Here is an 11,253-nt window from a genome sequence, read left to right as displayed (position 1 = left end):
GTGTGGCTGGTCGTCCTCTCAGACCAGCTACTGATCGTCGCCTTGGTAGGCCTTTACCCCACCAACTAGCTAATCAGCCATCGGCCAACCCTATAGCGCGAGGCCCGAAGGTCCCCCGCTTTCATCCATGGATCGTATGCGGTATTAATCCGGCTTTCGCCGGGCTATCCCCCACTACAGGACATGTTCCGATGTATTACTCACCCGTTCGCCACTCGCCACCAGGTGCAAGCACCCGTGCTGCCGTTCGACTTGCATGTGTAAGGCATGCCGCCAGCGTTCAATCTGAGCCAGGATCAAACTCTTCAGTTTAAACCTGTTACTGTTTTCGGTTCGGTTAAGAACCGGTCGCTCACTCAAAGCTGACAGGAATATGAATCACTTCATAAACCTGACTTACTTTAGTGTGAGACTCTTGATACTTTCGCTATCTGATCCGAGGATCAGCTCGCTGCCATCAAGCGCCCACACTTATCGGCTGTTAATTTTTAAAGAGCAATCTGCGAGGAACTTCGTGTTTCCCGGCAGCGCTGCGTTTTCAGCAGCAGAGAAGCGAGATTATGAACCGTGTTTCGCAGCTCGTCAACAACTTTTTGCATTACGTCGTTGCGACCGCGGGGCTCAACTTCCGTACCGCCGAGGCCGTTCCTGCCAAGCCTCAACCGCACTGCTTCCCTTCCTCCCGCGCCGCGTTTCCGTGAGCGCGAAAGAGGCGTGATTCTATGCACCTCGCGCCGCCCGCGCAAGCCCTTTGTGAAAAAAGTTTGAAAAAGCCCCCGTGCGCTGCCGCGCACGGGGGCTGGGGGTTCGACGGGCGACGACCCGCCGTGCTGACAACAGGCGCCCAACAGGCCGTCGGACACCGCGCGTGGCAGAACCCGATCAGCGGTTCTTGAACTCCGGCTTCCGCTTCTCGACGAAGGCCGCCATCCCTTCCTTCTGGTCTTCGGTCGCGAACAGCGAATGGAACAGCCGACGCTCGAAGTGGACGCCCTCGGCCAGCGTCGTCTCGTACGCGCGGTTCACGGACTCCTTGACCATCATGACCGCCGGCAGCGAGAACTCGGCGATCGTCGCCGCGGCGGCAAGCGCCTCGTCGAGCAACTTGTCGGCCGGCAGCACGCGCGACACGAGCCCGGCCCGCTCGGCTTCGGCGGCGTCCATGAAGCGTGCCGTCAGACACATGTCCATCGCCTTCGCTTTCGACACCGCGCGCGGCAGCCGCTGCGTACCGCCAGCGCCCGGCATGATGCCCAGCTTGATCTCCGGCTGACCGAACTTGGCCGTATCCGCCGCAAAGATGATGTCGCACATCATCGCAAGCTCGCAGCCGCCTCCCAGCGCGAAGCCCGAAACCGCCGCAATGATCGGCTTGCGGATCTCGCGGACCGTCTCCCAGTTGCGCGTGATGTAGTCGCCCCGATAAACATCCATATAGGAGTAGGTCGCCATCATGCCGATATCCGCACCGGCCGCGAATGCCTTCTCGCTCCCCGTCACGACGATCGCGCCGATGCCGTCATCCGCATCGAACGCCTTCAGCGCGGCGCCCAACTCATCCATCAGCGCATCGTTCAGCGCATTCAACGCCTTCGGACGGTTCAGCGTAACCAGCCCGACACGCCCCCGGGTCTCCACCAGGATGTTCTCGTAAGCCATCTATTTCTCCTCGATCAATGAAATGAGAAACGCCTCGCACATGCGAATAGTTTGATGCTACCATTCTCCGACCAACCGGTCGGTTAATTAATCGATCCAACCCCTCTCAATGTCCATCAGGCCGCCGCCATGACCCATGCACTGTTCACGAAGCACGAAGACACGCTGAAGCACGCACTCGCCGCCATCGAGAGCCGCGGGTACTGGAGCCCGTTCGCCGAAATGCCGAGCCCCAAAGTGTACGGGGAAAGCGCGAACGCCGATGGCGAGGCCGCATTCAAGTCCCACCTCGACAAAACGTTCGAACTCGACCAGCCGGCGTCCGGCGAAACGGTCGGTGCCGAGCAGTCGCCCTATGGCATCGCGCTCGGCATCCGGTATCCGAAATCGACGCCCGACGCACTGATCGCCGCCGCGGCCGCCGCGCAACGCACGTGGCGCGAAGCCGGCCCGAGCGCATGGATCGGCGTCAGCCTCGAGATTCTCGCGCGCCTGAACCGCGCAAGCTTCGAGATCGCTTACAGCGTGATGCACACCACCGGGCAGGCATTCATGATGGCGTTCCAGGCCGGTGGCCCGCACGCGCAGGATCGTGCGCTCGAGGCCGTCGCCTATGCATGGGACGAACTGCGCCGCATCCCCGCCGACGCGCACTGGGAAAAACCGCAAGGCAAGAACCCGCCGCTCGCGATGCACAAGCGCTACACGATCGTCCCGCGCGGCACGGGGCTCGTGCTCGGCTGCTGCACGTTCCCGACCTGGAACGGCTACCCGGGCCTGTTCGCCGACCTGGCAACCGGCAACACCGTGATCGCCAAGCCGCATCCGGGTGCGATCCTGCCGCTCGCGATCACGGTCCGGATCGCCCGCGACGTACTGCGCGAGGCCGGATTCGATCCGAACGTCGTCACGCTCCTCGCGACCGAGCCCAACGACGGCGCCCTCGTCCAGGACCTCGCGCTGCGCCCCGAGATCAAGCTGATCGACTTTACCGGCAGCACACAGAACGGCACGTGGCTCGAACGCCATGCCCACCAGGCACAGGTCTATACCGAAAAGGCGGGCGTCAACCAGATCGTGATCGACTCGACCGACGACCTGAAGGCCGCCGCCAGGAACATCGCGTTCTCGCTGGCGCTGTATTCCGGCCAGATGTGCACGGCGCCGCAAAATATCTACGTGCCGCGCGACGGGATCCGGACGGCCGACGGTCATGCGAGCTTCGACGAGGTCGCACAGGCCATCGCCGTTTCCGTCCAAAAACTCACCGGCGACCCGGCACGCGCGGTCGAACTGATCGGCGCGATCCAGAACGAAGGCGTGACCGCGCGCATCGACGACGCCCGCCAGCTCGGCCGCGTGCTCGCCGACAGCCAGACCCTCCAGCATCCGGTCTTCCCCGACGCCCGCGTGCGTACGCCGCTCGTACTGCAGCTCGACGTGGCCGATCGCGCCAAATTCACGCAGGAATGGTTCGGCCCGATCTCGTTCGTGATCGCGACCGACTCGACCGCTCAGTCGCTCGACCTCGCCGGTGAAATCGCAGCGGAACATGGCGCACTGACGCTCTCCGTCTACAGCACCGACGATGCGATCGTCGAGGCCGCGCACGACGCGGCGGTACGCGGCGGTGTCGCGCTGTCGATCAACCTGACGGGCGGCGTATTCGTCAACCAGTCGGCCGCGTTCTCCGATTTCCACGGCACCGGTGCGAACCCGGCGGCTAACGCGGCGCTGGCCGACCCGGCGTTCGTCGCCAACCGCTTCCGCGTGGTGCAAAGCCGCGTCCATGTTGCCCCGAAAGCAGTCCCCGCGGAAGCCGGCCAGACGGCATAACCCGAATGGCCGACGTGCAAACGCCGCCACGTTCTCTACCATGAACGAATCCGCCACCCGGCGGGTTCGTTGCTCATCGATACGCCCATGACAGACGCCTACATCTGCGACGCGATTCGCACCCCCATCGGCCGCTACGGCGGCGCCCTGAAAGACGTCCGCGCCGACGACCTCGGCGCGGTGCCGCTCAAGGCGCTCGTCGAGCGCAACCGAAACGTCGACTGGTCGGCGATCGACGACGTGATCTACGGCTGCGCGAATCAGGCCGGCGAGGACAACCGCAACGTCGCGCGCATGTCGGCGCTGCTCGCGGGCCTGCCGACCGCCGTGCCGGGCACGACGCTGAACCGCCTGTGCGGCTCCGGAATGGACGCGGTCGGCACGGCCGCGCGCGCGATCAAGTCGGGCGAAGCGCGCCTGATGATCGCCGGTGGCGTCGAGAGCATGACGCGCGCGCCGTTCGTGATGGGCAAGGCCGCGAGCGCATTCGCGCGCCAGGCCGACATCTTCGATACGACGATCGGCTGGCGTTTCGTCAATCCGCTGATGAAGCAGCTGCATGGCGTCGACTCGATGCCGGAAACGGCCGAGAACGTCGCGGTCGACTACCACATCAGCCGCGCGGATCAGGACCTGTTCGCGCTGCGCAGCCAGCAGAAGGCCGCGCGTGCGCAGCAGGACGGCACGCTCGCCGACGAAATCGTCGCGGTCACGATCGCGCAGAAGAAAGGCGACGCTATCGTCGTGTCGCGCGACGAACATCCGCGCGAGACGTCGCTCGAGGCGCTTGCGAAGCTGAAAGGTGTCGTGCGTCCGGACGGCTCCGTCACGGCCGGCAACGCGTCGGGCGTCAACGACGGCGCGTGCGCGCTGCTGCTCGCCAATGCGCAGGCAGCCGACCAGTATGGGCTGCGCCGCCGCGCGCGCGTCGTCGGCATGGCAACCGCCGGTGTGGAACCCCGCGTGATGGGCATCGGCCCCGCGCCGGCCACGCAAAAGCTGCTGCGCCAGCTCGGCATGACCACCGACCAGTTCGACGTGATCGAACTGAACGAGGCGTTCGCGTCGCAGGGCCTCGCGGTGCTGCGCATGCTCGGTGTCGCCGACGACGATCCGCGCGTGAACCCGAACGGGGGCGCGATTGCGCTGGGCCATCCGCTCGGCGCTTCGGGGGCCCGGCTCGTGACCACGGCGCTCCATCAACTCGAACGTACGGGCGGCAGCTTTGCGCTCTGTACGATGTGCATCGGCGTCGGCCAGGGCATCGCCCTCGCGATCGAACGCGTATAACCGCCCCGCCGCGCGCCTATAACGAAGTCATGAAGGAGACACTGCATGTCCTATCAGGCGATTCAGCTGGATGTCGATCAGGCCGCGCGCGTGGCCACGATCACCCTCAACCGCCCCGACAAGCTGAACAGCTTCACGCGGGCGATGCATCGCGAACTGCAGTCGGCACTCGATGAAGTCGAAGCGGCCGGCGCGCGCGCGCTGATTCTGACAGGGGCGGGGCGCGGCTTCTGCGCGGGCCAGGATCTGGCCGACCTCGACTTCACGCCGGGCGCGTCCACCGACCTCGGCACGCTGATCGACGAGCACTTCAATCCGCTGATCCGCCGCCTGCAGCGCCTGCCGATTCCGGTGATCGCCGCCGTCAACGGCACGGCGGCCGGCGCCGGCGCGAATCTCGCCCTCGCATGCGATCTCGTGTTTGCCGCCCGCTCGAGCAGTTTCATCCAGGCCTTCGTCAAGATCGGGCTCGTGCCGGATTCGGGCGGCACGTGGTTCCTGCCGCAGCGCGTCGGCATGGCTCGCGCGCTGGGGCTCGCGCTGACCGGCGACAAGCTCGGCGCCGAGCAGGCCGAGCAATGGGGCTTGATCTGGCGTGCCGTCGACGACGACGCACTCGTCGCGACGGTCCGTCAGCTCGCCACCCAGCTCGCGCAACAGCCGACGCTCGCGATCGCATCGATCAAGCAATCGATGCGCGACGGCGTCACGAACACGCTCGACCAGCAGCTCGACCTGGAACGCGACCTTCAACGCAAGCTCGGCCAGTCGCACGACTATGCGGAAGGCGTGACGGCGTTCATCGAGAAGCGCGCACCGCGCTTCGAGGGGCGTTGACATGACGCACGCCACCACCACGCTCGACCCCGATTCGCTGGCCCGCGCCACGGCGCAGGCCATGTACGAAGCCGACGCCTGCAGCCGCGCGTTCGGCATGGAAATCGCCGAGGTTCGCGCCGGCTACGCCCGCCTGCGGATGCGCGTGCGGCCCGAATTCCTGAACGGACACCAGACCTGCCACGGCGGGATCATCTTCACGCTCGCCGATTCGACCTTCGCATTCGCGTGCAACTCGTACAACCTGAACACGGTCGCGGCCGGCTGCTCGATCGAATTCCTGCGCCCGGTGCACGGCGACGACGTGCTGACGGCCGAGGCGATCGAACAGGCGCGCGCCGGCCGCCACGGCATCTACGACATCCGCGTCACGAACCAGACCGGTGAAACGGTCGCGATGTTTCGCGGCAAATCCGCCCAGATCAAGGGCACGGTCATCCCGGAAGACCGCTGACGCCGACGGCCCGCACATAACAAACACTGGAGACAGGCATGACTACCCCGCTACCGCTCGAGCCGATCGAGACCGCCTCACGCGACGAGCTGATCGCACTGCAGCTCGAACGCCTCAAGTGGTCGCTCCGGCATGCGTATGACCACTCGCCCGTCTATCGTCGCAAGTTCGACGACGCGGGCGTGCATCCGGACGACCTGAAGACGCTCGCCGACCTGTCGCGCTTCCCGTTCACGACGAAGGGCGATCTGCGCGACAGCTACCCGTTCGGGATGTTCGCGGTACCGCAGGACCGGATCTCGCGCATCCACGCGTCATCGGGCACGACCGGCAAGCCGACGGTCGTCGGCTATACGGCCGGCGACATCGACACGTGGGCGAACCTCGTCGCGCGTTCGATCCGCGCCGCCGGTGCACGCCGCGGCGACAAGGTACACGTCAGCTACGGCTACGGCCTGTTCACGGGCGGGCTCGGCGCGCATTACGGCGCCGAACGCGCAGGGCTGACCGTGATCCCGTTCGGCGGCGGCCAGACCGAAAAGCAGGTGCAGCTGATCCAGGATTTCCGGCCCGACATCATCATGGTGACGCCGAGCTACATGCTGTCGATCGCAGACGAAATCGAACGCCAAGGCCTCGATCCCGTGCAGAGCTCGCTGCGCATCGGTATCTTCGGCGCGGAGCCCTGGACCAACGACATGCGCGTCGCGATCGAACAGCGAATGGGCATCGACGCGGTCGACATCTACGGGCTGTCGGAAGTGATGGGGCCCGGTGTCGCGTCCGAATGCGTCGAGACCAAGGACGGCCCGACCATCTGGGAAGACCATTTCTATCCGGAAATCATCGACCCGGAAACCGGCGAAGTACTGCCGGACGGCGAGCTCGGCGAACTCGTGTTCACGTCGCTGACGAAGGAAGCGCTGCCGATCATCCGCTATCGCACCCGCGATCTCACGCGCCTGTTGCCCGGCACCGCCCGCACGATGCGCCGGATGGAGAAGATCACCGGCCGCTCGGACGACATGATGATCGTGCGCGGCGTCAACGTATTCCCGACGCAAATTGAGGAGCAGTTGCTCAAGCAGCGCGCGCTCGCGCCGCACTATCAGATCGTGCTGACGAAGGAAGGCCCGCTCGACGTGCTGACGCTCAACGTCGAGCCCTGCCCCGACTCCGCACCCGATACGGCAGCGATCCACGCGGCAAAACAGGCGCTCGCGCACGACATCAAGTCGCTGATCGGCGTGACGGCCGTGATCAACGTGCTGCCCGTGAACGGGATCGAACGCTCGGTCGGCAAGGCACGCCGCGTCGTCGACAAGCGCAAGGGATAACACCGGACGCCGCCGGTCAGCGACGCGGAGCGGTCATCGCGCCGCCCCAAAAAGAAACAGTCCGAATCGGCCAGAGCCGGTCGGACTGTTTTGTCTCGGGGCACGGCCCGTCAAGTCAGTCACGTCACGTGGGGCATTCCGCCTGGAACAACCGCGCCGCTGCGCATCACGAATTCGGGAACAGCAGCCACATCCGGCCGACCTGCTTCATCCGGCCGGCCTGATCGCCCGCGTCGTCGCCGAGCCCCCAGAAATAGTCGGCCCGCACGCCGCCCTTGATCGCCGAACCCGTATCCTGCGCGAACACGAGCCGGTTCATCGGCGTATTCGTCAGCGGACGCGTAGTCTGCAGGAACACGGGCGTGCCGAGCGGAATCGCCGACGGGTCGACCGCGATCGAACGCTCCGGCGTCAGCGGCACGCCAAGCGCGCCGATCGGGCCGTCCGCGCCGCCGTGCGGCGCATCTTCCTTGGTCGGCATGTCGCGGAAGAACACGAACCGCGGATTCGTGTCGAGCAACGCGTCGACGCGGGTCGGGTTCGCCTTCGCCCATGCCTTGATGCCCTGCATCGTCGCCTGGGCGGGCGTCAGTTCGCCGCGATCGAGCAGCCACTTGCCGATCGAACGGTACGGCTGGTTGTTGGTGCCGCCGAAGCCGACCCGCATCACCGAACCGTCGTCGAGCAGCACGCGCCCCGAGCCCTGCACCTGCAGGAAGAAGGCCTCGATCGGATCGTCGACCCACACGAGTTCGTTGCCGTTCAGGATCCCGGCGCGCTCGAGCTGCGCGCGTGCCGGCAGCGCGGCCCCCGCGCGATAGCCGGCCGGCCAGCGATAGAGCGCGTACTGATACGGGCCGCGGCGCACGCGCGAACCGTGCAGCAGCGGCTCGTAATAACCGGTCACGAGCCCGTCGAGCGTCCCGTCGGTGTTCGCGAGCTGGAACGGCGTGAAATACGTTTCGAAGAAAGTGCGCGCGCTGCCGACGTCGAGCTCGTCGAGCCGGTCGGCGGCCGCGCACGCGCGCGCCCAGGCCGGCTGGCGCGCGAGCCGCACGCAGTTCTGCCGCAGCGCGGCCGTCGCGCCTATCAGCGAATCGTCCTGCCAGCCCGGCACCTGCTGCCACGCGACCGGCGTGAGCCGCTTCGCGGCGACCTGCCCCGGCACGATCGCCGCGCCGGTCGGCGGCTTCAGCGACGACGTCCGCGTCGGTGCGCTGCCGCACGCGGCAAGCAGCGCCGCCGCCGCGGCCGCTGCCACCCACCCGGCCAACCGGGGCCCAAACCACATACAATGTCCGTTCTTGATGGAAACCGCCATGTCAGATTTTCTCGACCAATATCCGATGCTCATCTTCGCGCTCGAAGCCTTCGTAGCGCTTGCCCTGCTGATCTTCATCGTCGTGTGGACGTCGTCGGGCAGAAAGAAGCACGCCCGCGGCAACAACGACCGCCAGCCGCGCTGACGCGCTTCGCACGCTCAATGCAGCGTGCGCGGCATGTGCAGTGCGAACTCGTCGACCGGCGCCTCGAAACGCTCGCCGTCTTCCGCCACGCAGAAGTACGCGCCCCGCATCGTGCCGACCGGCGTCGCGATCACGGCCCAGCTCGTGTATTCGAAGTGTTCGCCCGGCTGCAGCAGCGGCTGGTGCCCGACGACGCCGAGCCCCTTCACTTCCTGCACGTGGTTCTCGCTGTCCGTGATGATCCAGTGACGCGCGATCAGCTGCGCCGCGACCTGTCCCGTGTTGCGGATCGTCAGCGTGTACGCGAATGCGTATTGACGGTGATCGGGGTCGGATTGTTCCGGCAGGTAGCTGGTTTTCACCGAAACGGTGAACTGATACTGACTCATGATGTTTCCGGTGGAAGGTGACTGTCCGTGCCGGCATGGGCAACGGGGCCGCGGGCGCGCCGCATTGGTTCGGCATTCTATGCGCAATCGGGCCTCGGCCGCACGGCCCGCCGCCGCGCACCGGGTCGCCGGACGGTAGAATGACGGTTTTGCGCCGCAACGTCCCCGCTCCCCTGCCATGACCCAATTCCGTATCGCTCCCAGCATCCTGTCGGCCGATTTCGCACGGCTCGGCGAAGAAGTCCGCAACGTCGTCGCCGCCGGCGCCGACTGGATCCACTTCGACGTGATGGACAACCATTATGTGCCGAACCTGACGATCGGCCCGCTCGTGTGCGAAGCGATCCGCCCGCACGTGCAGGTGCCGATCGACGTGCACCTGATGGTGCGCCCGGTCGACCGGATCGTGCCCGATTTCGCGAAGGCCGGTGCGAACCTGATCAGCTTCCACCCGGAAGGCTCCGATCACATCGACCGCACGCTGTCGCTGATCCGCGACCACGGCTGCAAGGCCGGCCTCGTGTTCAACCCGGCCACGCCGCTGAACTACCTCGACCACGTGATGGACCGCCTCGACTTCGTGCTGCTGATGTCGGTCAACCCGGGCTTCGGCGGCCAGTCGTTCATTCCGGAAACGCTGAACAAGCTGCGTGAAGCACGCGCGCGCATCGACGCGTACACCGAGCGCACGGGCCGCGAGATCCTGCTCGAGGTCGACGGCGGCGTGAAGGCCGACAACATCGCGGAAATCGCTGCGGCCGGCGCCGACACGTTCGTCGCGGGTTCGGCGATCTTCGGCAAGCCCGACTACCGCAAGGTGATCGACGAGATGCGCGCCGCGCTCGCCACCGTCGAGCGGAGCTGACGCCGTGGCCGATTCGTCGCTTGCCGGCCACGCGCCGGCCGGGGCCACCGCGGACGCCACGCACGCCGCCCCGATCCGCTTTGCCGCGCCGCGTATCGAAGCCGCGCTGATCGACCTCGACGGCACGATGGTCGACACGGCCGACGATTTCACGGCCGGCCTGAACGGGATGCTCGCGCGGCTCGGCGCGCCGGCCACGTCGCGCGACGAGGTGATCGGCTACGTCGGCAAGGGCTCCGAACACCTGATCCAGAGCGTGCTGAAGCCGCGCTTCCCGGCCGACGAAGCGCACGCGCGCTTCGACGACGCACTGGCGATCTACCAGACCGAATACGCGAAGATCAACGGCCGCCATGCGCGCCTCTATCCGGAAGTGGCCGCCGGCCTCGACGCGCTGCGCGCGGCCGGGATCCGGCTCGCGTGCGTGACGAACAAGCCGCACCGCTTCGCGGTCGAGCTGCTCGAACAATACGGGCTGGCCGATTGCTTCGGCATCGTGCTCGGCGGCGACAGCGTCGCACGCAAGAAGCCCGATCCGCTGCCGATGCTGACGGCCTGCGACGCGCTCGGCGTCCCGCCGGACGCGGCGGTCGCGATCGGCGACTCGGAAAACGACGCGCTGGCCGGCCGCGCGGCCGGAATGGCGACGCTGACGGTGCCGTACGGCTACAACCACGGCAAAGCTATACAAACGATAAATTCGGATGGTATAGTCGATTCGTTGCTGGTCGCGGCTCGCGCAATTTCCGCGCACAACGCCGGCCGGCCAACCGTCTGATTATTTCTTCCATCCGCATGTTTCTGAATAAAAAACGGAGTCTGAGCAGCATCGACCGGGGAGCCTGGCCCTGGCGTCGCTGGTCGCGCTAACCTCTTCGATGAGGTACGCTGAAGCACGTCTTCAGCGCCGTTTTTTATCTCGCTGCGCATCCGCGCGCCGATCGTCGCACCACCTCGAGTTCCACCGCGTCCGAACGCTTGCGTTCAGGATCGGCCGCAGGCTCGCGACGTTCACGCCCGGAATGCCGGCCGGCAACAGGCACTTCTCGATCGACCGCCCTTTCGCCGACGGCAACCCGCGCAGCGTCAAGTGATCCCTGGCGCACGCGCCGCTCGTCCC

At 66.2% G+C, this 11,253-nt stretch carries 10 protein-coding genes and 1 rRNA gene; 7 read left to right on the top strand and 4 right to left on the bottom strand.

What is annotated here, in order from left to right; translation table 11 throughout:
• Both G3N62_RS11640 and G3N62_RS11635 read right to left on the bottom strand, forming a co-directional pair.
• Positions 1 to 312: ribosomal RNA gene (locus tag G3N62_RS11640) — 16S ribosomal RNA — on the bottom strand; the annotation flags it as partial.
• A 570-nt stretch (positions 313 to 882) separates the two neighbouring features.
• Positions 883 to 1,659 (bottom strand): enoyl-CoA hydratase, encoded by a 777-nt coding sequence (locus tag G3N62_RS11635; protein WP_034187470.1) that lies wholly within the window; start codon positions 1,657 to 1,659, stop codon positions 883 to 885.
• Between the two features lie 129 nt (positions 1,660 to 1,788).
• Between G3N62_RS11635 and paaN the strand changes: the two genes are divergently transcribed.
• The 5 genes from paaN (at position 1,789) to paaK (ending at position 7,413) form a co-directional block, all read left to right on the top strand.
• Positions 1,789 to 3,495 (top strand): phenylacetic acid degradation protein PaaN, encoded by a 1,707-nt coding sequence (paaN, locus tag G3N62_RS11630; RefSeq protein ID WP_124670880.1) that lies wholly within the window; start codon positions 1,789 to 1,791, stop codon positions 3,493 to 3,495.
• A gap of 87 nt (positions 3,496 to 3,582) precedes the next feature.
• Positions 3,583 to 4,785, top strand: coding sequence for a 3-oxoadipyl-CoA thiolase (gene pcaF / locus G3N62_RS11625; protein WP_124670881.1), 1,203 nt, complete (start codon positions 3,583 to 3,585; stop codon positions 4,783 to 4,785).
• A 45-nt stretch (positions 4,786 to 4,830) separates the two neighbouring features.
• On the top strand, positions 4,831 to 5,622 hold the full coding sequence (gene paaG, locus G3N62_RS11620) for a 2-(1,2-epoxy-1,2-dihydrophenyl)acetyl-CoA isomerase PaaG (RefSeq protein ID WP_124670882.1): 792 nt from the start codon (positions 4,831 to 4,833) through the stop codon (positions 5,620 to 5,622).
• Position 5,623: 1 nt separating this feature from the next.
• A complete protein-coding gene (gene paaI / locus G3N62_RS11615) occupies positions 5,624 to 6,076 on the top strand; it encodes a hydroxyphenylacetyl-CoA thioesterase PaaI (protein WP_059557496.1) in 453 nt (150 codons plus the stop codon).
• Positions 6,077 to 6,114: 38 nt separating this feature from the next.
• Positions 6,115 to 7,413 carry a phenylacetate--CoA ligase PaaK gene (gene paaK / locus G3N62_RS11610; protein ID WP_034187475.1) on the top strand — a complete coding sequence of 433 codons (1,299 nt, stop codon included), beginning with the start codon at positions 6,115 to 6,117 and terminating at the stop codon, positions 7,411 to 7,413.
• Between the two features lie 166 nt (positions 7,414 to 7,579).
• Here the strand turns inward: paaK and G3N62_RS11605 are convergent, their stop codons facing one another.
• Together G3N62_RS11605 and apaG are read right to left on the bottom strand one after the other, a co-directional pair.
• Positions 7,580 to 8,812, bottom strand: a complete 1,233-nt coding sequence (locus G3N62_RS11605; protein WP_034187532.1) for an MltA domain-containing protein — start codon at positions 8,810 to 8,812, stop codon at positions 7,580 to 7,582.
• A gap of 81 nt (positions 8,813 to 8,893) precedes the next feature.
• Positions 8,894 to 9,268 (bottom strand): Co2+/Mg2+ efflux protein ApaG, encoded by a 375-nt coding sequence (apaG, locus tag G3N62_RS11600; protein WP_034187476.1) that lies wholly within the window; start codon positions 9,266 to 9,268, stop codon positions 8,894 to 8,896.
• A 178-nt stretch (positions 9,269 to 9,446) separates the two neighbouring features.
• Between apaG and rpe the strand changes: the two genes are divergently transcribed.
• Both rpe and G3N62_RS11590 read left to right on the top strand, forming a co-directional pair.
• Entirely contained in the window at positions 9,447 to 10,133 is a 687-nt protein-coding gene (gene rpe, locus G3N62_RS11595; protein ID WP_006482066.1) for a ribulose-phosphate 3-epimerase, read from the top strand.
• A 4-nt stretch (positions 10,134 to 10,137) separates the two neighbouring features.
• Positions 10,138 to 10,911 carry a phosphoglycolate phosphatase gene (locus tag G3N62_RS11590; RefSeq protein WP_034187477.1) on the top strand — a complete coding sequence of 258 codons (774 nt, stop codon included), beginning with the start codon at positions 10,138 to 10,140 and terminating at the stop codon, positions 10,909 to 10,911.
• The last annotated feature ends 342 nt before the right edge of the window (positions 10,912 to 11,253 follow it).

Origin of the sequence: Burkholderia sp. Tr-20355, assembly GCF_017104685.1 — a bacterium.
Taxonomy (GTDB): domain Bacteria; phylum Pseudomonadota; class Gammaproteobacteria; order Burkholderiales; family Burkholderiaceae; genus Burkholderia; species Burkholderia seminalis.
The sequence above is the reverse complement of the archived record's forward strand: the minus strand, read 5'-3'. Positions and strand labels throughout refer to the sequence as shown.

Coding starts and splice junctions, on each gene's coding strand:
- G3N62_RS11635 (WP_034187470.1), bottom strand. CDS start 1,659: ATGGCTTACGAGAACATCCTGGTGGAGACCCGGGGGCGTGTCGGGCTG.
- paaN (WP_124670880.1), top strand. CDS start 1,789: ATGACCCATGCACTGTTCACGAAGCACGAAGACACGCTGAAGCACGCA.
- pcaF (WP_124670881.1), top strand. CDS start 3,583: ATGACAGACGCCTACATCTGCGACGCGATTCGCACCCCCATCGGCCGC.
- paaG (WP_124670882.1), top strand. CDS start 4,831: ATGTCCTATCAGGCGATTCAGCTGGATGTCGATCAGGCCGCGCGCGTG.
- paaI (WP_059557496.1), top strand. CDS start 5,624: ATGACGCACGCCACCACCACGCTCGACCCCGATTCGCTGGCCCGCGCC.
- paaK (WP_034187475.1), top strand. CDS start 6,115: ATGACTACCCCGCTACCGCTCGAGCCGATCGAGACCGCCTCACGCGAC.
- G3N62_RS11605 (WP_034187532.1), bottom strand. CDS start 8,812: ATGAAGATCAGCAGGGCAAGCGCTACGAAGGCTTCGAGCGCGAAGATG.
- apaG (WP_034187476.1), bottom strand. CDS start 9,268: ATGAGTCAGTATCAGTTCACCGTTTCGGTGAAAACCAGCTACCTGCCG.
- rpe (WP_006482066.1), top strand. CDS start 9,447: ATGACCCAATTCCGTATCGCTCCCAGCATCCTGTCGGCCGATTTCGCA.